Origin of the sequence: Novosphingobium sp. SG754 (assembly GCF_013149315.1) — a bacterium.
Taxonomy (GTDB): domain Bacteria; phylum Pseudomonadota; class Alphaproteobacteria; order Sphingomonadales; family Sphingomonadaceae; genus Novosphingobium; species Novosphingobium capsulatum.
Window position 1 is genome coordinate 956,837 of the sequence record NZ_JABGCC010000001.1, and the last position, 21,298, is coordinate 978,134.

The window sequence follows — 21,298 nt, forward strand, 5'->3', positions numbered from 1 at the left end:
CCGAACCCGCTATGGGGGCCCTCCCCCTTGGTGTTGGGGGCTCCCCCAACCGTCCTATCATTCAAAACGGGGGGGTGTAACTTTTGGGGGGCCCCCCCCCCCCCCCCCCCCCCCCCCCCCCCCGGCCTGGCTGGGGAGGGGCACGCACCGGTCCATGCGATCAGGTAAGGCTGCCAAGCACGTCGCGGGCAAAGGCTGACAGCGTATCGTCGCGCGCGCCCATGATCACGATCCGGTCTCCCGGACGGGCGAGGGCCGCCAGCCGCTGGCCGGCCTCGGCGCGCTCCGCCACGTGTTCGGCCTGGCCGCCGTGCGCGTTGACCAGGCCGACGATGCGTTCAGACCCTTGTGTGCGATCCACCGTGCCGCCAAAATAGACCGGGTCGGTCAGGATCACGCGATCCTCGGCGCTCAATCGCGTGGCCAGCACTTCGGCCAGTTCCGCGCCCATCTGGCGCAGCGGGCCATAGCCGTGCGGCTGGAACAGCGCGAGCACGCGGCCGGGATGGGCCTTGAGCGTTGCGAGGGTGGCGGCAACCTTTTCCGGGTTGTGGCCAAAATCATCAATCACCGTCACGCCGCTGGCGCTGGTGCCGACGATGTCGAACCGGCGGGCGAGCCCGGCGTAACCGCTCAGGGCCGCCACGGCCTCGCCCAGCGGCAGGCCCGCCGCATCGGCTGCGGCCAGAGCGGCCAAGGCATTGGCCAGGTTGTGCCGGCCCGGAACGGCCAGCGTGATATCGTGCTGCGCGCCACTGCGCCGGTCGATCACCGTGGCGGCAATGCGGGTCGGGCTTTCCACCACGCTGGCGGGCACGACCCCGATCATCGCGGTATCGGCAAAGCCGAAGGTGACCGTGGCGCGCGCGCGATGGGCCAGGGCCATGCTTTCCGCGTCATCGGCATTGATCACCGCCGTGCTTGCCATGGCGAGGAAATTGCCAAACAAATCGCGCAGTTCCTCCAGACTCTTGTGATCGAGACTGACGTTGTTGAGCAAGGCGATCTGCGGCCGATAGAGCGCGATCGAGCCGTCGCTTTCATCGACTTCCGAAACGAACAGCCCGCCCTGGCCCACCCGGGCCGAGGCAAAGGGCGCGTCAGGCGTGGCAAAGTTCTTCATCACCGCCCCATTCATGATCGTGGGATCGCGGCCCAAGGCCGTGAGCATCCAGCCGATCATGCCAGTGACGGTGGACTTGCCGCTGGTGCCGCCCACGGCAATGCCGATCGGCGCGGCGTTGAACAGGCGGGCGAGCAATTGCGCGCGGGTGAAGCGCGGGCAGCCGAGGTCGCGGGCGCGCACCACTTCGGGCACGGTATCTTCCACTGCGGCCGAGGCAACGAGCGCCTGGTCGGCCGAGGTGATGCCGCTGCCGTCTTGCGGGAACAGGGCAAAGCCCAGACTTTCCAGCCAGGCGAACTTTTCGGGCGTGCGGCCCTGGTCGCGGCTGCGATCAGACCCTGCGACCTGCGCGCCCGCACCCTTGAGGATCAGCGCCAGGGGCAGCATGCCCGATCCGCCGATGCCGCAAAAGAACCAGGGATGGGCAGTTAGCGCGCCATCTGGCGCAGGTGCAGTGTGGGCCATGGGCACAGGGCACTACAGCAATCAGGGGGCGTGGCAAGATCGCTGCGACAGGTTTGCCCCGCTGCCGCGTCTGGCCGCAGCAGCGCAGGGATAAAAAGGCTGGCCGGAGCCGGGCGCACGGGGCGCAGGGTTCGGCCAGGCTCTTTTTCGGGCCAGGCTTGCGGGCGCGAGGGCAAGGTCGGAGCCAATGCCACGGCAAGCGTCGGCATCGGTTCGGCCAAGCCCGTTTCGCCCGACGCCTGGTCCGCGATGCGGTCAAAGGCGCAAGGTGTGACAGCACCGGAGCGGCCCACGCCCGGCAAGCCATGATCGCTTGCCAAGGTGCCCGTTCGGCCCCGTCATGCCCTCTAACGCGGCTGGCGCGAAAACCTTTCCCGCAATTTGCGTGCTAAGTATTCAGGCAAGGTTTGGGTAACTATGTGTGATGGACGAACCCCCGCGCAGGCGATAACACCGCGCCCATGTTGCGCATTGCCGTCTGTGCCCCGTCCGCCCCGTTCGATCGCGCCGATGCCGGGCGGGTTGCCGCCCTGGTGGCTGAGCGGGCCGGGCTAGAAATCCACTTTCACGAACAATGCTTTGCGCAAAGTGGCCATTTTGCCGGAACCGACCAGCAGCGTCTGAACGCATTTGTCGAATGCGCCAATGATCCCGGGTTTGACGCGGTGTGGTTTGCGCGCGGCGGCTATGGCGCGGGACGGATTGCGCAGGATGCCATCGGCCTCCTGGCACCGGCGGCGCAGAACAAGGCCTATCTCGGCTATTCGGATGGCGGGGTGATGCTCGCCGCGCTCTATCGCGCCAAAGTGGGCCGCTCGGTCCATGCGCCGATGCCGGCCGATGTGCGGCGCGATGGCGGCGAGGCGGCGGTGCGCCGCGTGCTGGCTTGGCTGCAGGGCGATAGTGCCGGGCTGGAGCCGACGATCCCGGCGGCAGAGCCTGTGGTGGCGTTCAACCTCATGACCCTGTCGATGATCATGGGCACGCCGGTGATGCCTGATCTGGCCGGGCATGTGGTGATGGTGGAAGAAGTGAGCGAATACGACTATGCCGTCGATCGCCTGCTGTTTCATGTCAGCGCCGGGCTGGCGGCCATGAAGGTGGCCGGCCTGCGGCTCGGTCGTGTGACGCAGGTGCCTGAAAACGATAGACCTTTTGGCATCGGGGTAGAGGATATGGCGCGGCATTGGTGCGCGCGTACTGGCCTGCCTTACCTCGGCCGCGCGGATATCGGGCATGATGGCGATAATCGCATCGTGCCGTTCGGGCTTGCAGGAACCCCGCCGGGCCAATAGGGCGCGCGCCAGTTTTCAGGAGGCATCGATCAATGCGGGCATTCGTTTTTCCGGGGCAGGGCAGCCAGAAGGTGGGCATGGGCGCCGAGCTTGCCGCCGCCAGCACCGCCGCGCGCGAAGTGTTCGAGGAAGTGGACGACGCGCTGGGCCAGAAGCTGTTCCAGATCATGACCCAGGGCCCCGACGACGCGCTGACCCTGACGGAAAATGCCCAGCCCGCGATCATGGCCCATGCCATCGCCGTGCTGCGCGTGCTGGAAAAGGAAGGCGGCATCCAGCTGGCCGACAAGGCCGATTTCGTGGCCGGGCACAGCCTGGGCGAATACACCGCGCTGTGCGCTGCCGGTGCGTTTTCGCTGGCCGATACCGCCCGCCTGCTCAAGCTGCGCGGGCAATCGATGCAGGCCGCCGTGCCGGTGGGCGAAGGCGCGATGTGCGCACTGCTTGGCGCCGATATCGACAAGGCTACCGCGCTGGCCGAAGCAGCCGCGCAGGGTGAAGTCTGCACTGTGGCCAACGACAATGATCCCACGCAGGTCGTGCTGTCCGGGCACAAGGGCGCGATCGAGCGCGCAGTGGCGTTGGTCAAGGAGCACGGCATCAAGCGCGGCGTGCTGTTGCCGGTGTCTGCGCCGTTCCACTGCCCGCTGATGCAGCCGGCCGCCGATGCCATGGCCCAGGCGCTGGCCGCCACGCCGCCCCAAGCCTTTCGCGTGCCGCTGTTCGCCAACGTGACCGCCGCCATCGTCACTGATCCGGCGCAGGTTCAGCAACTGCTGGTAGAGCAAGTCACCGGCCGCGTGCGCTGGCGCGAAAGCGCGATCGCGATGAAGGACGCCGGCGTCGAGGCGTTCGTCGAACTGGGTGGCAAGGTGCTGGCACCGATGATCACCCGCTCGGCCGGGGCCGATCTCTCCGTCACCAGCGTGATCACCATGGCCGACATCGAAGCCCTGGCCAAGGATCTCTGAGAGCGCCGACCGTCTTCTCGCCAACCCTCTTCCCATCGTCACCCCGGACTTGATCCGGGGTCCCGCTTGGGTCCACCGTGCTGCCGATGCAGTGTAGGACCCCGGATCAAGTCCGGGGTGACGGTGAAGCAGAGCCGGCGGCCAATATTTCGTGGAGCCAAGATTATGGAAAACCGTCTTTTTGACCTGACCGGCATGACTGCCCTGGTTACCGGCGCTGCTGGTGGCATCGGTTCGGCGATCAGTCATGCGCTGGCCCGCCAGGGGGCGCGGCTGGCGCTTTCGGGGACCAACCCGGCCAAGCTGCGCGCGTTTCGGGAAGAGCTGAACGAGACCTATGGTCACGATCACGTCGAAGTGACCTGCGACCTGTCGAACGCCGAACAGGTGGAAAAGCTGGTGCCTGCCGCGCTCGACACGCTGGGCAAGATCGACATCCTGGTCAACAACGCCGGCATCACGCGCGACAATCTGACGATGCGGATGAAGGACGAGGAATGGGACGCGGTGATCCGCGTGAACCTGGAAGCCGCGTTCCGCCTGATGCGCAGCGCCACCAAGCCGATGATGAAAGCCCGCTTTGGCCGGATTATCTCGGTCACCAGCGTGGTGGGTGCCACCGGCAATCCCGGCCAGGTGAACTATGCCGCGGCCAAGGCTGGCCTTGTTGGCATGTCCAAGAGCCTGGCGCAGGAACTGGCCAGCCGCAACGTCACGGTCAACTGCGTGGCGCCTGGGTTCATCCGCACCGCGATGACCGATGTTTTGCCGGATGCGCAGAAGGATGCGCTCAATGGCCGCATTCCGATGGGCCGCATGGGCGAAGGCCAGGATATCGGCGCGGCGGTGGCCTATCTCGCCAGCAAGGAAGCCGGCTATGTCACCGGGCAGACGCTGCATGTGAACGGCGGCATGGCGATGTTCGCCTGATGCGCGGCGGGTGGGCGCTGGCCATGGCGGCGGCTGGGCTGGCGGTGCCGGCTGCAGCCCTGGCGCGCCCGCCCGAAACGCTGGCCTGCGCGATCAAGGCCGCGCCCGAGGGGCTGGACCAGAAGGTGGCCGATGCCATCCTGACGCCCGGCACCCCTGCGGCCAATGCCACGCAGGCCGATCTGCGCGCGATCACCGATGCCTGCGCGGCCGACCAGTTGCTGAACGACAAGCAGCGCGATGCCTATTTCAGCTATACCTGGGGCCGCATGGGACGCGATGCGCTCGATGGCCGCCTGGCGGCACTGGGCATCGCCTCGGCGCTGATCGACCGGGCGCTGGATATCGGGCCTGGCAATACCAACAACCCTGCCGACAAGGTGACGCCAGGCGATCTGCGCATCGTGAGCGAGGCGCTGGACAAGGCCGGCAAGCCCCCGGCCAGCGTGACATCCCAGGGCTGGCAATTGATCACCGGCTGGATCGTTGCCACCGCCTTGATGTTCGATGGACAGCGCGATCTGGACTGAAACGACATTTTTTTCGAGTTTTCGGGTCATTTATGCACAGTTTCACTTGGGCCATGCAAGGGGAGCCTTGCCCAAGGGGCACTCCACGCTAAGAAAGGTGGTCCGAAACGCAACGCTGCTGGCTGTGATTCCATGGCCTTCTGGTGTGCAGCCAACCCGGACGGCGCCTGTCCGTCCAGTCCGGCCTGTTTCAGATCGGTTCTGAAGCAGCCGGGTTACGAGACTGGGGATCGAGACGAGAATGAAGGCGACCATTGAACGCGCGACTCTTCTGCGCTGCCTGTCCCACGTCCAGTCGGTTGTCGAACGCCGCAACACCATTCCCATCCTGTCGAACGTGCTGATCGAGGCTTCGGCCGACAATTCGGTGCGCCTGATGGCCACGGACCTTGATCTGCAGATCGTGGAATCGATGCCGGCGGTTTCGGTGGAGGGGCCGGGCGCGATCACGGTTTCGGCGCACCTGCTGTTCGACATCGCGCGCAAGCTGCCCGATGGCTCGCAAGTGAGCCTGGAAACCACCGACAACCGCATGGTGGTCAAGGCCGGGCGCAGCCGGTTCCAGCTGCCCACGCTGCCGCGCGACGATTTCCCGGTGATCGTGGAAGGCGATCTGCCGACCAGCTTTGAAATTCCCGCGCGCGTGCTGGCCGAACTGATCGACCGCACCCGCTTTGCCATCTCCACCGAGGAAACCCGTTACTATCTCAACGGGATTTTCTTCCATGTGGCCGATGAAGTGCTCAAGGCCGCAGCCACCGATGGCCACCGCCTGGCCCGCTATACCCTGACGCGCCCCGAAGGCGCCGAGGGCATGCCCGACGTGATCGTGCCGCGCAAATGCGTGGGAGAGCTGCGCAAGCTGCTGGAAGAAGTGCTCGATACCAACGTGCTGCTCGATCTTTCGGCCAGCAAAGTGCGCTTTACCCTGGGCGGCGAACACGGCGTGGTGCTGACCAGCAAGCTGATCGACGGCACGTTCCCCGATTACAGCCGCGTGATCCCGACTGCCAACGACAAGCTGCTCAAGCTTGATCCGCGCAGCTTCTATGAAGGCGTGGATCGCGTGGCGACGATCGCCACCGAAAAGACCCGCGCGGTGAAGATGGCGCTGGAAACCGACCGCGTGACGCTGTCGGTCACCAGCCCGGACAACGGCACCGCGGCTGAAGAACTGCCGGCAGACTACACCGCGCAGGGCTTCGAGATTGGCTTCAACGCCAACTATCTCAAGGACATCCTCAGCCAGATCGACGGCGACACGGTTGAATTGCACCTGGCCGATGCCGGCGCGCCGACGCTGATCCGCAAGGATGACAAGTCGCCCGCGCTCTATGTGCTGATGCCGATGCGCGTCTGACGCGGGGCAGACCTGCCCGGCAACATACCAAAGGGGCGCGATCGGCCAGGCTGATCGCGCCCCTTTCACGTTTCGGCAACGCGGGCGGCTGTCGGCACCTCGGGCAAATCCCTATATGCCTTTTCAGCGGTCTTGATCGCCCTGCGCCTATGCCTGTCGCATCGGAGTTAGACAGGTAGATCCCATGGCGCTTACCCAGCAGGACGTTGACCGCAAGCTGACGTTCTTCAACATCAGCAGTGATGACGTGGCCCGGTTTGGCCAGATTGCCGGCGCCATGGACGGCCTGGCTCCGCCGGCGCTGGAACGGCTGTATGATCGCATTGCCCTGACGCCTGAAACGGCGCGCTTCTTCCCTTCGCGCGCCGCCATGTCCCATGCCCGGGACAAGCAGATCGAGCATTGGGGCAGCATGTTCAGCGGCACGCCCGGCATGGCCTATGCCGAACGCGCCCAGCGCATCGGGGATGTTCACGCGCGAATCGGGCTGGAGCCGGGCTGGTATATCGGTGCCTATGCCTCGGTGCTGGACGAGGTGATCGTGCGGTTTCTGGGGCGCGGCCTGGGCAAGCTGGGCAGCCGCCGCGCCAAGGCCGTGGCCACGCTGGTGAAGATGGCGCTGCTCGATATGGAAGTGGCGCTGTCTGCCTATTTCCAGGCGGAAGATGCCAAGCGCCAGGCGGTGGTTACCCAGGTGGGCCATACCGTGCGCAAGATGACCGAGGGCGATTTTACCGTGGCGTTGACCGGCCTGCCCGAAGCCTATGCCGCGCTGGAAGCGGACCTGGAAACCATGCGCAAGAAGGTGAGCGGCGCGCTGGGCGCGGTCTCGCAGACTTCGCGCGCAGTCGACACCGGCGCCAAGGAAATTCGCGAGGCTTCGGACGATCTTGCCCGGCGGACGGAGCAGCAGGCAGCCTCGCTCGAAGAAGCCTCGGCCTCGATCACCACGCTGGCGGGCACGGTGGGCAAGACGGCCGAAGAAGCGACCCAGCTGCATTCGGCGGTGCAGGACGCCCATGGTGACGCGCGTCAGGGCGGCGGCGTGCTGGAAGAAGCGGTGCAGGCGATGAACGACATTCACCGCTCTGCCGCCGAGATCGGCAAGATCATCGCGGTGATCGATGGCATCGCCTTTCAAACCAACCTCCTGGCGCTCAACGCCGGGGTGGAAGCGGCGCGGGCGGGTGATGCCGGGCGCGGCTTTGCCGTGGTCGCCAACGAAGTGCGCGCGCTGGCGCAGCGATCGGCCGAGGCGGCGCTCGATATCAAGAAGCTGATCGGCGAAAGCTCTGTCCAGGTGGAACGCGGCGTGACGCTGGTGGACCAGACTGGCGAAACGTTCGAGCGGATCGTCAGCCGGGTGGGCGCGATTGCCGACGTGGCCAGCAACATTGCCGAGGGCGCCAGGGCACAGGCCGCGAATATCCGGCAGATTCAGGCCACGGTCAACGAACTGGACCTGATGACCCAGCAGAACGCCGCGATGGTGGAAGAAGCGACGGCGGCATCACGCAGCCTGGCTGGAGAGGCCGATCGCATGGCCGATCTCGTGGGCCATTTCCGCGTGGAAGGCCTGGTGCCGCACCAGGCCAAGGCGACGCGGCGCGCGGCCTGACGCGGCGCAGAGGCCCGTTACGCCGCGTCGAGAAATCCGCGCAGCGTGGCGGCAAAGCCTTCGGGATTGGCGAGCATGAACAAGTGCCCGCCGCCCTTGAACATTTCCAGCCGGCTGCCGGGGATGGCGCCGTGCATGAACTGGGCATTGGCCGGCGGGATCAGCTGGTCTTCCTCGTCATGCATGACCAGCGTGGGCAGGGCCAGCAGCGGCAGGAACGGTGCGCTGCTCCAGGTGGAAAAAGCGGCCAACTGGCAAGCCCAGCCGACCGGCGAGGGCGGCATGGCCGCATTGAGCGACACCGCCTGGTGGCCACCACCATTGTACAGCGAGGCAAGGTTGCGCTGCAGGGTGCGCGCCACAGTATATTCGCGCGGATCGGCCATGTGGCTCATGATCGCGGGATTGCCGGGCACCATCGCCGCCCCGGCGGCGGTGGCGGCCAGCGCCAGCCGGCCGATGCGGGCGCGATGCTGGAACGCGAACTGCTGCGCCACGGCGCCGCCCCAGCTGATGCCCAGCACGTCTACCGCATCGAGATGCAGGCGATCGAGCAGCGCGGCCAGCGTGAGCGCGATGCACGGCATGGTATAGGGAATGATCGGATCGGGTGACTTGCCGATGCCCGGCATATCGAAACTGATGATCCGGCGGCAGGGCAGGGCGCGAACCACCGGTTCGAGCAGCTCCATGTTCATGCCGATGCCGCCCAGCAGCACCAGCGGACGCGCACCTTGGGCGCCGACATGCCACTGGCCAAGGCGCAGGCGCCGGCCAGCAACGCCAACCATCGAAAAATCAGCGGTAAAACTCGCCACGATCCCGTCATCTCCTGCCGGGTGCATGGCGCCTGTGCGCCGGCAATCCCGCCAACGTTCGCCCTGATAAAGTCCCACCCACGTCCGGCACGCCGCCTAGCAGGTTCATTACGGAGGTAAAAGTGGGCAGATTTCGTGTCGCTTCGTCAGGCCTGCTTAACGGTTTTTCAAAGCCGTTCGGGCATGCGGGTAACCATGGCAGACGTATCCGGGGCAGAGCAGATCGAAATCGAAGCGCGGGGCGAGGAGCGCCGTGACTTTGCACGCACGCAGCGGCGGCGCGAACGCGTGCCGGCCAGCCACGCGCCAAACCCGCGGATGGCCAACCGTTTGATCGCGCGCGAATGGCCGCAGATCGCAGCGCCGATGGCGGTGGGCCTTGCCGGCCTGGCGCTGCTTAACGGGGTGATTCCCGATGGCATCGTGGTGTCGGTGGGAATCACCGCGGTCATGCTGGCGTTGCTCGGCGCGCTGGCGGTGCGGGTGGAAAACGCCGGAATCGTCGGCACCGCGCCGCGCATGCTGCTGATGGCGCTGGCCGTGGGCATGCCGATGTTCCTGTTTGGCGCGGCGGTGGGCCATTGGGCCGAGATCGGCGCCGTGCCGTGGTTGCAGGGGCTGGCCCTGCTGGTCACCGTGTCGCTGCTCGCCACCGTGTTCGAAAGCGGGCAACTGGCCAGCGTGCTGGTGGCGCAAGTGGCGATCTGGGCCGGGGTGGCCTGTGCGGCAAACCGCCTGGGCGGGCTGGTCACGCTGGGTATTGGCCTGGCCGTGGCGGTGGCAGCCTATTTCCGCCAGCGCGAAATCGAAGCGCGCGCGCGCGAGCAGATGGAAATCGAAACGCGCATCCAGACCCGCGCGCAGGAGATTCTGGCCGATTACGAGGAAACCGGCCAAGGCTGGTTCTGGGAAACCGATCGGCGTGGCCAGATCACCTATCTTTCGCGCCCGGTCGCCCAGATCCTGGGGCGCGGCGTGGAAGAACTGATCGGCCGGCCATTTCCCGAACTGTTCAACCTGGCCGACCAGGCCGGCGAGGGTGAGCGCACGCTGGCCTTTCATCTTTCGGCGCGATCGAGCTTTTCCGAACTGGCCGTGCGCGCGGCAACCGACATGGAAGAGCGCTGGTGGCAGATCAATGGCCGCCCGACCTATGACACGTTCAACAATTTCCAGGGCTTTCGCGGCTCGGGCACCGATCTGACCGAAAAGCGCCGCTCGGCCGAGCATGCCTCGCGCCTGGCGCAATTCGATTCGCTCACCGGCCTGTCGAATCGCCTGCGCATGTCGCAGACGCTGGAAAAGATCCTGGTAGCGCCGCAGGTGCAGCACCGTGCCTGCGCGGTGTTTCTGCTCGATCTCGACCGGTTCAAGCAGGTGAACGATACGCTGGGCCATCCGGCCGGCGATGCGCTGCTCAAGCAGGTAGCGCAGCGGCTGGAAGGCGTGATCGGCAATGTCGGCCGCGTCGGGCGCCTGGGCGGCGACGAGTTCCAGGTGATCATGCCCGGCAAGATCGAGCGCGACCATCTGGCCTACCTTGCCAACCAGGTAATCGAACAGCTTTCCGCGCCCTATGCCATCGACGGCAACCGCGTGATGATCGGCGCATCGGTGGGCATTGCCATTGCCCCCGATGATGGCGTGACCAGCGAGGCGCTGATTCGCAACGCCGATCTGGCGCTCTATGCCGCCAAGGACGGCGGGCGCGGGCGCTATCACTTCTATGCCGCAGACTTGCACAGCGATGCCGAGGAACGGCGCCAACTGGAAGAGGAACTGCGCGATGCCGTGGCCCACGGCGGGCTGGAGCTGTATTACCAGCCGGTGGTGCAGACCGCGACCGAGCGGATCACCGGTTTTGAAGCCCTGCTGCGCTGGCACCATCCCCAGCACGGCTTCATTTCGCCGGCTAAGTTCATTCCCATTGCCGAAGATACCGGCCTGATCGCCGCGATCGGGGAATGGGCGCTGCGCACTGCCTGCCAGGATCTGGCACAGTGGCCGCAGGATGTGCGCGTGGCGGTCAACGTCTCGCCCCTGCAGTTTGCCAATCCGGCGCTGCCCACGATCGTTACTTCCGCTCTGGCCCACGCCGGAGTGGAGCCCGAGCGGCTGGAGCTGGAAATCACCGAAAGCGTGTTCCTCAACAACGACGAGGGCACCGACCAGATGTTCAAGCAGCTGAAATCGATCGGCGTGCGTCTGGCACTCGACGATTTCGGCACCGGTTATTCCTCGCTCGGCTATCTGCGCTCGGCGCCGTTCGACAAGATCAAGATCGACCAGTCGTTCGTGCGCGGGGCGACCCAGCCGGGCAGCCGCAATGGCGCGATCATCGCCTCGATCGTCAGCCTGGCCGAGGCGCTGGGCATGGAAACCACGGCAGAGGGCGTGGAAACGCTGGACGAGCTGGACCTGGTGCGCATGCTTGGGTGCAGCCATGTGCAGGGCTATATCTATGAACGGCCGCTTTCGGCGGTCAACGCTGCGGCGCGGCTTTCGACTGGGCTGGTGGCCGTGGCCCAGGGGCCGCGTTCGGCCCGTGCCAGCCGCCAGTCGATGCTGCGCAAGGTCGTGCTGGAAAACGCAGGGCACAAATACAACGGCATGGTGCGCAACATCTCGATGACCGGCGCCCTGATCGAGGGGCTGTGGAATGTGCCGGAAGGCACCGTGTTCCGCATCCAGCTCGCTGATGGCCACGTGGTGACGGGTACGTGCCGGTGGAGCAACGACGATCGCATGGGCGTGGAATTTGCCGCCCCGCTCAAGGCCGATGACGATGGCCGCATTGCCGTGGTCCAGGTGCGCACGCCCGCGTTGGCGCCGGTGCTGGAGCGGCCCTTGCAGCGCAAGGTGGGGTGAGGGGCTTTGGGCCCTGACATGCCCTCCCCAAACCCCTCCCGCAGGCGGGAGGGGCTTTAGCGGGTTGCACCCTCTCGCAGGCGGGAGAGACTTCCGTCCTTGCTCCCCTCCCGCTTGCGGGAGGGGCTGGGGGAGGGCGTGTTGGCCAACCTGAAAACCCCCGCCGAAACTGCCCATCGCGCCTGATGACAGCGCGCAATGGGCCTGCTAACGGCGGCGCATGACCGACCTCGCGCTGATCCGCAATTTTTCCATCATTGCCCACATCGACCATGGCAAGTCCACCCTGGCCGACCGCCTGATCCAATATACGGGCGGCCTGGCCGAGCGCGAGATGACCGCGCAGGTGCTGGACAACATGGATATCGAGCGCGAGCGCGGGATCACTATCAAGGCGCAGACCGTGCGCCTGGATTACAAGGGCAAGGATGGGCAGACCTATCAGCTCAACCTGATGGACACGCCCGGCCACGTCGATTTCGCCTATGAAGTCAGCCGCAGCCTGGCGGCGTGCGAAGGCGCACTGCTGGTGGTGGACGCAGCCCAGGGCGTGGAAGCACAGACCCTGGCCAACGTCTATCAGTCGATCGAGCATGACCACGAGATCGTGCCGGTGATCAACAAGATCGATCTTCCCGCCGCCGAGCCGGAAAAGGTGAAGAACGAGATCGAGGAAGTGATCGGGATCGACGCCAGCCAGGCCGTGCTGGCGAGCGCCAAGGCCGGCATCGGCATCGAGGAAGTGCTCGACGCCGTGGTGGCGCGCATTCCCCCGCCGGGCGGCGATCGCAATGCGCCGTTGAAGGCCATGCTGGTCGATTCCTGGTATGACCCGTATCTGGGCGTGGTCATCCTGGTGCGCGTGATCGACGGGGTGATCAAGAAGGGCCTGCAGGTCAAGTTCATGGCCGGCGGCACCGAACACCTGATCGACCGCGTGGGCTGCATGCGGCCCAAGATCGAGCAACTGGCCGAACTCGGACCGGGTGAAATCGGCTTTATCACCGCGCAGATCAAGGAAGTGGCGCAGGCCCGCGTCGGTGACACGATCACCACGGTCAAGGGCGGCGCCAGCGAAGCGCTGCCGGGCTTCAAGGAAGTGCAGCCGGTGGTGTTCTGCGGGCTGTTCCCGGTTGATGCCGCCGATTTTGAAAAGCTGCGCGATTCGATCGGCAAGCTGCGGCTGAACGATGCCTCGTTCAGCTTTGAAATGGAAACCAGCGCGGCGCTGGGCTTTGGTTTCCGCTGCGGGTTCCTGGGCCTGTTGCACCTGGAAATCATCCAGGAGCGCCTGAGCCGCGAATACGATCTCGACCTTATCACCACGGCGCCGTCGGTGGTCTATCGCCTGACCATGACCGATGGCTCGCATATGGAACTGCATAACCCGGCCGACATGCCCGATGTTGTGAAGATCGACACCATGGAAGAGCCTTGGATCAAGGCGACGATCTACACGCCCGACGAATACCTCGGTTCGATCCTCAAGCTGTGCCAGGATCGCCGTGGTATCCAGACCGGGCTGACCTATGTCGGCGGGCGCGCGCAGGTGAACTATGAACTGCCGCTCAACGAAGTGGTGTTCGATTTCTACGATCGCCTCAAGTCGATCAGCCGTGGCTATGCCAGCTTTGACTATGAGCAGATCGGCCTGCGCGAGGGCGACCTCGTCAAGATGAACATCCTGGTCAACAACGAGCCGGTCGACGCCTTGAGCATGATCGTGCACCGCAGCCAGGCCGATGCGCGCGGGCGCGGGCTGTGCGAGCGGTTGAAGGACCTGATCCCGCGCCATCTGTTCAAGATTCCGATCCAGGCGGCGATCGGCGCCAAGGTGATTGCGCGCGAAACCATTGCCGCGATGCGCAAGGACGTGACTGCCAAGTGCTATGGCGGTGATATCAGCCGCAAGAAGAAGCTTCTGGAAAAGCAGAAGGAAGGCAAGAAGCGCATGCGCGAATACGGCAACGTGCAGATTCCGCAGGAAGCCTTCATCGCCGCGCTGCGCATGGGCGAGGAATAGGGGCGTATCTGCCGCAGGCCGGGGAACCGAACCGCGCGCTATCCGGTTACGTTGGGTGGGAGCGTTCGCTCCTGCAGCAATACCGGAGGCCCTTTGCTCATCGTTCGCCTGTTCCGATTTGCCCTGATCGCGCTGTTGCTGGGCGTGGCTCCATTGGCCCACGCGCAGTTGACGCCGGCGGCGGCATCGAGTCCGGCCGCGCCCAGCGATCCTTATGGCCGCGAAACCCCGCGATCGGCCGTCGCCGGGCTGATCCAGGCCCTGGCCGGGCGCGATTACGAGCGCGCGGCACATTTCATGTCGGTGCGGCTGGACAATCCGCGCCTGGCCAATGGCGCCGAAGAACTGGCGCGGCGGTTGCAGGTGCTGCTCGACAAGGGTGGTGCGCTGCGCGCGTTTGGCGCCCTGTCGAACGATGCCGTGGGCGATCTGAACGACGATCTGCCGTTCAACCGCGAGCAGGTCGGCACGATGCGCGTGGGCGATCAAAAGGTGCCGGTCTTGCTGGCCAGCAGCCAGCAGGGCCAGGTGGTGGTCTGGCGTGTTGCCCCTGAAACCCTGCAGATTTTGGCCAAAGCCGACGTGCCGCGCGACGCACCGGTGGCGAGCACCAACCCGGATAGCTGGATGGTCGGCGGTGCGCCGATCGGCGATTGGGCGCTGCTGCTGGGCCTGGCGGCGGCCAGTTTTGCCGCGTTTCGTTTGCTGGCCGCGCTGATCCTGCTGGTGGTGCGGCGGTTGATCCCGCAGTTCCAGGATAGCGCGGTCTATCGCTTCCTGGCAGCGGCCTTGCCACCGCTCAGCCTGTTCCTGTCGATCATGATCTTCTTCATGTGGGCCAACCGCCTGCCCGTGGCCATCGTCGCCCGGCAAACGCTGCTGCGCTATGGCGGCACGGTGGGCCTGGTGGCGCTGGTGTGGTTTGCGCTGCGCCTGATCGATGCCATTGCCGAACTGGCAACTCGGCGCCTGCGCCATCACCAGCGGCGCCAAGTGATCTCGGTGGTCAACCTGCTGCGGCGCGGGGCCAAGCTGTTGTTGCTGGCCTTCACGGTGGTGGGTGTTCTTGATACGTTTGGTATCAATGTTACTACAGGTATTGCGGCGCTGGGCATTGGCGGCATCGCCTTGGCGCTGGGCGCGCAAAAGACGGTCGAGAACCTGGTCGGCAGTGTCACGGTCATTGCCGATCAGCCGGTGCAGGTCGGGGATTTCTGCAAGGTTGGCGATGTTTCGGGCACGGTGGAAGACGTGGGCATCCGTTCCACGCGCATCCGCACCAACGACCGCACCTTGGTCACCATTCCCAACGGCGATTTTGCCGCGCGGCAGATCGAGAACTTTGCCACGCGCGACCGCTTCCTGTTCAATCCCACGATCGGCATCGCCTATGGCCTGCCGGTCGCCAAGGTGCGCGAGGCGGTGGACATCGTGCGCCAGACGCTGCTCGACCACGATGGCGTGCTCAACGATGGCGTGCGCGCCACGTTCACGAACTTTGCCGATACGGCGCTGACCATCGATGTGTGGTCTTACCTGGCGGGGCCGGATTACAACGCCGCGATGGCGGTGCGGCAGGACGTGCTGCTGACCATCATGGAAAGGTTCGAGGCGGCCGGCATCGTGCTGGCGCAGCCGACGCGCTCGGTCATGGTCCAGGGCGGCATGCCGTTGCCTGCTGCCGAAGTGCCGCCGAGCGCGGCGTGATCACCCGATCAGGCGGGATGCCACCACAGCCACGGCGACCAGCACCCCCGCACCCCAGATCGCGCGCGTAAGCGGACGGACCAGGGCGGCCCATTGCGGGGCCGGTTCGATCGGCGCCGGCGGCTCGGTCAAGCGCTGGACCCCGGCGCGCAACAGGCGCGGTGCCTCATTGCCGAGATGGGCCAGTTCCAGCCCCAGCGCGCGCAGGATCGGTTGCCAGTGATCGGGCGACAGCCGCGCGGCAACCAGGCGAAGGGTAGATCGGCGCAGCGCGGCGGACAGTTCGAACCCAGGTTCGATCCGGCTGAGCACGCCATCGATCGTGACCAGCGCCTTGAAGATCAGTAGCAGGTCTGACGGCATGACGATGCCGGTTTCGCGCAGCAAGGGCAGGAAATCGGCGACCATTGGCGCCAGGCGCAGGCTCTCGCCGCCGTGGGTTTCGACCAGGCGGCGCGCCGCGGCGGCTACGGCTGATGCCGGCGCGCTGCCGCTTTCATCCCAGGTGGTGAGAACGTCGGCCATCGCGGCATCGTCGCGCGCGACGAGCGCCTGGGTAAAGCGGATGAACTCCTCGCGCCGGCGGGGCGAAACCTGGCCAACCAGGCCAAGATCGAGCAGGGCAATGGCATTGCCGGGCAGGCAGCGCAGGTTGCCGGGATGCGGGTCGCCATGGAAGCGGCCGTTGATCAGGACCATGTCCAGCACGACATCGGCACCGAGCGCGGCAATGCTGGCCGGATCGATATCGGCGTCGCGCAAAGCCTGGCTGCTGGTGGGGGCAACGCCGGCCACGAAATCCATCACCAGCACGCTTTCGCTGCTGAGCGGCCAATGGATCGTGGGCACGACCACGCGCGGATTGCGCGCGAAATCGGCGCGCAGCCTGTCGGCATTGCGCCCTTCCACCGTGAAATCGAGTTCCTGGCGCAAGGCATCGGCGAGTTCCGCCGCCATCGCCCCGGCGCGCAACTGCCGCGCCTGGGCATTGGTGCGCTCGGCGAGGGCAGCGGCACCCGCGATCAGGCGCAGGTCCGCCAGCATAGGGCCAGTGATGCCGGGCCGGCGAATCTTGACGGCAACCGGGGTGCCATCGGGCAGCGTCGCCCGGTGCACCTGCGCCATCGAGGCGGCGGCCAGCGGGGTTTCATCGAACGTGGCAAAGCACGTTTCCAGTGGTGCACCCAGCGCCTGCTCAAGATCGGGGCGCAGCGCGGCGAAGGGCAGCGTGGGGGCCTGACTTTGCAACTGCTCCAGTTCTGCGATCCATGGCGCGGGCAGAAGATCGGCGCGCGTCGCCAGGATTTGCCCCAGCTTGATCCAGGCCGGGCCCAGTTCCTCCAGCGCCAGGCGCACCCGGCGCGGCGTGGTGGCGGGATCGCCGTCGGGCGTCTCTGCCGCGCCGCTGCCGGGCATGAAGCGGGCCGCCAGCCAGCCAAGCCCGTGGCGGGCAAGAATGCGGGTGATATCGGCAAGGCGGGCACTGTCGGCTGCGCGGCCGGGGAAAGGCTGGGTCATCCCAGCCAAGGTAGGGTGGCGATTGCCGCGCGCAACCTTGGGCTGCGGCATGGCTGGACTTGTACGCTAACAATTGTTAGGTGAACGAACGAGTGGCGCGCGCCAGATCGCCCCACCGTGCGAGAGGATCTGCCATGGATGCCGCGTTGCATGCCCGCCCCGATGTGTTCGACCCGGTCGAGGAAACCGCGCGCCAGGCGCCAGCGATAATCCGCTATCTGGGGGAGGGTGATTTCGTCACCCGCCGCTATGTCAGCCAGGGGGCCGAGATCAACACTGGCACCTATACCGATCACGCCGTGGTGGTGCGCGATGGCATGCCGCTGCGCGATCACTTCGCGCTCGATACCCATGGTTTCATGCTGGGCCAGCACCGTTCGGCGGTGAATGACTTTCACGATGCCGCGATGGTTGACGCGCTGTACCTGGCAGAGGTGGAAGCCCTGGTAGCGCAGTTGTGCGGGGCCAATCGCGTGGCGGCGCAAGGCTGGATGATCCGCACCTCGGCCGATCTTTCTGCCCGCGCGCGGGAAAAGGTTGCCAATTATCAGCACAATGGCGGCATCCAGCCGCCTGCGGGCGAAGCGCACGTGGACTACAATCGGCCCACGGCGCGGCGCGCGGCCCGGCGCATGCACGACCAGCGCTTTGCCGATCAGGGCGGCTATTCCCGCGCGATCTGCTTTTCGCTGTGGCGCACGTTTTCCCCAGGGCCGCAGGATTGGCCGCTGGCGGTGTGCGACGGGCGCAGCGTGGGTGAGGCGGAAACCGCATCTAATACCCTGTTCGTGGTAGATGAATTTCCCGAAGGCGACGCGCTGACCGCGCCGGTGGCGGGAGAGGAAAACATGATCGCGGCGACCATCTTCCGCTATTCGCCCGCGCATCGCTGGTGGTATTTTGCCAATATGGCGGCCGATGACGTGCTGCTGTTCAAGTTCAACGACAGCGACGAGAGCGTGACCTGGCGCTGCCCGCACACTGCCTTCCACGATACCAGCCTGCCCGATCCGCGCGTTCGCAGCAGTATCGAGGTGCGTTGCATCGCCTATTTCGACTGACGTTTGGCTGGGGGTGTGTGCCAACATTCCCTCCCCCGGCCCCTCCCGCAGGCGGGAGGGAAGGTTTGTGATCCAGTGCAACGCGTTTGTGACCAAAGTTTGGCTTGGGGGCGCTTAACCAATTCGCCCTGTCATTCCACGCGCGGCCTGTGCCAAAGGCGGCGCCATGACCAGCCCATCGCTCACCCATCTCCAGCGCCTTGAAGCCGAGGCGATCCACATCATGCGCGAAGTCGTGGCCGAGGCACAGGCGCCGGTCATGCTCTATTCGGTGGGCAAGGACAGCGCGGTGATGCTGCATCTGGCGCGCAAGGCGTTCTATCCCGCGCCGCCGCCGTTTCCGCTGTTGCACGTCGATACCACCTGGAAATTCCAGGACATGTATGCTCTGCGCGATCGCATGGCGCGCGAAAGCGGGATGGACCTGCTGGTCTATCAGAACCCCGAAGCCCAGGCGCGCGGCATCAATCCGTTCGATCACGGCGCGCTCCACACCGATATGTGGAAGACCGAGGGCCTCAAGCAGGCGCTCGACCTCTATGGCTTTGACGCGGCGTTTGGCGGCGCCCGGCGCGACGAGGAAAAGAGCCGGGCCAAGGAGCGCATCTTTTCGTTCCGCACCGCCAGCCATGGCTGGGACCCCAAGAACCAGCGGCCCGAGCTTTGGAACCTCTATAACGCCCGCAAGAACAAGGGCGAGAGCATCCGCGTCTTTCCGATCAGCAACTGGACCGAGCTGGACATCTGGCAATACATCCACCTCAACGACGTGCCGATCGTGCCGCTCTATTTTGCCGCGGTGCGCCCGACCTATGAATGGGACGGGCAGCTGTTCATGGCCGATGATATCCCGCGCCTGGAAAAGGTCTTGGGCTATCGGCCCGAGATCGTCGAGCGCTCCATCCGCTTCCGCACGCTGGGCTGTTTCCCGCTGACCGGCGCGGTGGAAAGCAGCGCGGCGACGTTGCCCGAAGTGATCCAGGAAACCCTGCTGACCACCACCAGCGAGCGCCAGGGCCGCGTGATCGACAAGGATGCTGGCGGCGCCGGCATGGAAGTGAAGAAGCAGCAGGGGTATTTCTGATGACCGATCCGGTTTACGTCACCGATGCCCTGATCGCGCAGGATATCGACGCCTATCTCGATACCCATCAGCACAAGACCATGCTGCGCTTCATCACCTGCGGGTCGGTGGACGATGGCAAGTCCACGCTGATCGGGCGGCTGCTGTATGATTCCAAGATGATCTTTGAAGATCAGCTGGCGGCGCTGGAAAACGACAGCAAGAAGGTGGGCACGCAAGGCCAGGCGATCGATTTCGCGCTGCTGGTCGATGGGCTGGCGGCCGAGCGGGAGCAGGGCATCACGATCGACGTGGCCTATCGCTTCTTCAACACCGAAAAGCGCAAGTTCATCGTCGCCGATTGCCCCGGGCACGAACAATATACCCGCAACATGGTGACCGGCGCCTCTACCGCCGACCTCGCGGTGATCCTGATCGATGCGCGCAAGGGCGTGCTGGTGCAGACCCGGCGCCATTCCTACCTTTGCCACCTCCTGGGCATCCGCAACATCGTGCTCGCGGTCAACAAGATGGACCTGGTCGATTACAGCCAGGCGCGCTTTGACGAGATCGTGGCCGAGTATCGCGCCTTTGCCAGCAGCATCGGCATCGAGACGTTCACCGCGCTGCCGATCTCGGGCTTTGCCGGCGACAACGTGACCGCGCCTTCGGCCAATACGCCGTGGTACACCGGCCCTTCGCTGATCGCCCATCTGGAAACCGTGCCGGTGCGCGGGGCCGACGATCTGGCGCGGCCGTTCCGCATGCCGGTGCAGTGGGTCAATCGCCCGAACCTGGATTTCCGGGGCTTTTCCGGCCTGATTTCCAGCGGCAGCGTCAAGCCGGGCGATACCGTGCGTGTGCTGCCTTCGGGCAAGACCAGCACCGTGACGCGGATCGTCACGCTGGAAGGCGATCTGGACCAGGCGCAGGCCGGCCAAGCCGTGACCCTGACGCTGGCCGATGAAATCGACTGCTCGCGCGGGGACGTGATCGCCCTTGCCGACAATCCGCCCGAGGCGGCCGACCAGTTCGAAGCAACGCTGGTGTGGATGGCTGATGAAGCCTTGACGCCCGGCCGGGCCTATTGGCTCAAGCTGGGGACACAGACCGTTTCGGCCACGGTGCGGGCGCCCGAATATGTCGTCAATGTCAACACCATGGAGCGCCTGGCGGCCAAGACGCTGGAACTCAACGCGATCGGCGTTGCCGAGGTGGTGACTGACAAGGCGCTGGTGTTCGAACCCTATGCGCAAAGCCGCACGCTGGGCGGGTTTATCCTGATCGACAAGATCACCAACGCCACGGTTGGCGCCGGCATGCTCAATTTCAGCCTGCGCCGGGCCCAGAACGTGCACTGGCAGGCGCTGGACGTGACGCGCAAGGCGCATGCCGCGCTCAAGATGCAGGAACCGGCGGTGCTGTGGTTTACTGGGCTGTCCGGCTCGGGCAAATCGACCATTGCCAACCTGGTGGAAAAGAAGCTGCATGCCCTGGGCAAGCACACGTTCCTGCTCGATGGCGACAATGTCCGCCATGGCCTGAACAAGGACCTGGGCTTTACCGACGCCGACCGCATCGAGAACATCCGCCGCGTGGGCGAAGTGGCCAAGCTGATGACCGATGCCGGCCTGATCGTGCTGACCGCGTTCATCAGCCCGTTCCGCGCCGAGCGCGAACTGGTGCGCAGCCTGCTGCCGGCGGGTGAGTTCGTCGAGGTGTTCATCGACACCCCCCTGGAAGAGGCGGAAAAGCGTGACGTGAAGGGCCTGTATAAAAAGGCGCGCAGCGGACAGCTCAAGAACTTCACCGGGATCGACAGCCCTTATGAACGGCCCGAAAATCCCGAAATCCGGGTGGACACCACGCGCGAAAGCCCCGAAGACGCCGCCGAGCGGATCGTGGAGCGGGTGATCGGCGCGTGGATGCCGGTGATCTGACCGGA

Annotated in this window: 15 protein-coding genes; 12 read left to right on the forward strand and 3 right to left on the reverse strand. The window is 65.5% G+C overall.

What is annotated here, in order from left to right:
- Positions 1-160: 160 nt before the first annotated feature.
- Positions 161-1,591: a glutamate ligase domain-containing protein gene (locus FHW97_RS04455; protein ID WP_171798125.1), complete on the reverse strand. Its 1,431-nt coding sequence runs from the start codon at positions 1,589-1,591 to the stop codon at positions 161-163.
- 461 nt (positions 1,592-2,052) lie between these two features.
- Here FHW97_RS04455 and FHW97_RS04460 point away from each other — a divergent pair, with 461 nt between their 5' ends.
- From FHW97_RS04460 to FHW97_RS04485, 6 genes are all read left to right on the forward strand, one after another.
- A complete protein-coding gene (locus tag FHW97_RS04460; protein WP_062785492.1) occupies positions 2,053-2,886 on the forward strand; it encodes an LD-carboxypeptidase in 834 nt (277 codons plus the stop codon).
- Between the two features lie 32 nt (positions 2,887-2,918).
- Positions 2,919-3,857, forward strand: a complete 939-nt coding sequence (gene fabD, locus FHW97_RS04465) for an ACP S-malonyltransferase (RefSeq protein ID WP_171798126.1) — start codon at positions 2,919-2,921, stop codon at positions 3,855-3,857.
- A 165-nt stretch (positions 3,858-4,022) separates the two neighbouring features.
- Complete coding sequence (gene fabG, locus FHW97_RS04470; RefSeq protein WP_107716673.1) at positions 4,023-4,787, forward strand: 3-oxoacyl-[acyl-carrier-protein] reductase; 765 nt, start codon at positions 4,023-4,025, stop codon at positions 4,785-4,787.
- Complete coding sequence (locus FHW97_RS04475) at positions 4,787-5,317, forward strand: hypothetical protein (protein ID WP_171798127.1); 531 nt, start codon at positions 4,787-4,789, stop codon at positions 5,315-5,317. The genes fabG and FHW97_RS04475 overlap by 1 nt, the downstream gene beginning before the upstream one ends.
- 241 nt (positions 5,318-5,558) lie before the next feature.
- Positions 5,559-6,677: a DNA polymerase III subunit beta gene (gene dnaN / locus FHW97_RS04480; protein ID WP_054130484.1), complete on the forward strand. Its 1,119-nt coding sequence runs from the start codon at positions 5,559-5,561 to the stop codon at positions 6,675-6,677.
- A 184-nt stretch (positions 6,678-6,861) separates the two neighbouring features.
- Positions 6,862-8,295, forward strand: coding sequence for a globin-coupled sensor protein (locus FHW97_RS04485; RefSeq protein ID WP_022676414.1), 1,434 nt, complete (start codon positions 6,862-6,864; stop codon positions 8,293-8,295).
- A gap of 17 nt (positions 8,296-8,312) precedes the next feature.
- Here the strand turns inward: FHW97_RS04485 and FHW97_RS04490 are convergent, their stop codons facing one another.
- Positions 8,313-9,113: an alpha/beta fold hydrolase gene (locus FHW97_RS04490; protein WP_370525269.1), complete on the reverse strand. Its 801-nt coding sequence runs from the start codon at positions 9,111-9,113 to the stop codon at positions 8,313-8,315.
- 195 nt (positions 9,114-9,308) lie between these two features.
- On the opposite strand from FHW97_RS04490, the gene FHW97_RS04495 reads away from it, so the two are divergent.
- The 3 genes from FHW97_RS04495 to FHW97_RS04505 all read left to right on the forward strand — a co-directional run bounded on the left by FHW97_RS04495 (position 9,309) and on the right by FHW97_RS04505 (position 15,711).
- Positions 9,309-11,981: an EAL domain-containing protein gene (locus FHW97_RS04495; RefSeq protein ID WP_022676412.1), complete on the forward strand. Its 2,673-nt coding sequence runs from the start codon at positions 9,309-9,311 to the stop codon at positions 11,979-11,981.
- A gap of 220 nt (positions 11,982-12,201) precedes the next feature.
- Complete coding sequence (gene lepA / locus FHW97_RS04500; RefSeq protein ID WP_054130481.1) at positions 12,202-14,004, forward strand: translation elongation factor 4; 1,803 nt, start codon at positions 12,202-12,204, stop codon at positions 14,002-14,004.
- Between the two features lie 93 nt (positions 14,005-14,097).
- Positions 14,098-15,711, forward strand: coding sequence for a mechanosensitive ion channel family protein (locus tag FHW97_RS04505; RefSeq protein WP_171798128.1), 1,614 nt, complete (start codon positions 14,098-14,100; stop codon positions 15,709-15,711).
- On the opposite strand, the gene FHW97_RS04510 is transcribed toward FHW97_RS04505, so the two are convergent.
- Positions 15,712-17,229 carry an AarF/ABC1/UbiB kinase family protein gene (locus FHW97_RS04510; protein WP_171798129.1) on the reverse strand — a complete coding sequence of 506 codons (1,518 nt, stop codon included), beginning with the start codon at positions 17,227-17,229 and terminating at the stop codon, positions 15,712-15,714.
- Between the two features lie 134 nt (positions 17,230-17,363).
- On the opposite strand from FHW97_RS04510, the gene FHW97_RS04515 reads away from it, so the two are divergent.
- From FHW97_RS04515 to cysN, 3 genes are all read left to right on the forward strand, one after another.
- Positions 17,364-18,290, forward strand: coding sequence for a CmcJ/NvfI family oxidoreductase (locus FHW97_RS04515; protein WP_171794150.1), 927 nt, complete (start codon positions 17,364-17,366; stop codon positions 18,288-18,290).
- A 166-nt stretch (positions 18,291-18,456) separates the two neighbouring features.
- Positions 18,457-19,374 carry a sulfate adenylyltransferase subunit CysD gene (cysD, locus tag FHW97_RS04520; RefSeq protein WP_022676407.1) on the forward strand — a complete coding sequence of 306 codons (918 nt, stop codon included), beginning with the start codon at positions 18,457-18,459 and terminating at the stop codon, positions 19,372-19,374.
- Positions 19,374-21,293: a sulfate adenylyltransferase subunit CysN gene (cysN, locus tag FHW97_RS04525; RefSeq protein WP_171798130.1), complete on the forward strand. Its 1,920-nt coding sequence runs from the start codon at positions 19,374-19,376 to the stop codon at positions 21,291-21,293. The genes cysD and cysN overlap by 1 nt, the downstream gene beginning before the upstream one ends.
- The last annotated feature ends 5 nt before the right edge of the window (positions 21,294-21,298 follow it).

Coding starts and splice junctions, on each gene's coding strand:
- FHW97_RS04510 (WP_171798129.1), bottom strand. CDS start 17,229: ATGACCCAGCCTTTCCCCGGCCGCGCAGCCGACAGTGCCCGCCTTGCC.
- FHW97_RS04495 (WP_022676412.1), top strand. CDS start 9,309: ATGGCAGACGTATCCGGGGCAGAGCAGATCGAAATCGAAGCGCGGGGC.
- fabD (WP_171798126.1), top strand. CDS start 2,919: ATGCGGGCATTCGTTTTTCCGGGGCAGGGCAGCCAGAAGGTGGGCATG.
- FHW97_RS04475 (WP_171798127.1), top strand. CDS start 4,787: ATGCGCGGCGGGTGGGCGCTGGCCATGGCGGCGGCTGGGCTGGCGGTG.
- dnaN (WP_054130484.1), top strand. CDS start 5,559: ATGAAGGCGACCATTGAACGCGCGACTCTTCTGCGCTGCCTGTCCCAC.
- cysN (WP_171798130.1), top strand. CDS start 19,374: ATGACCGATCCGGTTTACGTCACCGATGCCCTGATCGCGCAGGATATC.
- fabG (WP_107716673.1), top strand. CDS start 4,023: ATGGAAAACCGTCTTTTTGACCTGACCGGCATGACTGCCCTGGTTACC.
- FHW97_RS04455 (WP_171798125.1), bottom strand. CDS start 1,591: ATGGCCCACACTGCACCTGCGCCAGATGGCGCGCTAACTGCCCATCCC.
- lepA (WP_054130481.1), top strand. CDS start 12,202: ATGACCGACCTCGCGCTGATCCGCAATTTTTCCATCATTGCCCACATC.
- FHW97_RS04515 (WP_171794150.1), top strand. CDS start 17,364: ATGGATGCCGCGTTGCATGCCCGCCCCGATGTGTTCGACCCGGTCGAG.
- cysD (WP_022676407.1), top strand. CDS start 18,457: ATGACCAGCCCATCGCTCACCCATCTCCAGCGCCTTGAAGCCGAGGCG.
- FHW97_RS04460 (WP_062785492.1), top strand. CDS start 2,053: ATGTTGCGCATTGCCGTCTGTGCCCCGTCCGCCCCGTTCGATCGCGCC.
- FHW97_RS04485 (WP_022676414.1), top strand. CDS start 6,862: ATGGCGCTTACCCAGCAGGACGTTGACCGCAAGCTGACGTTCTTCAAC.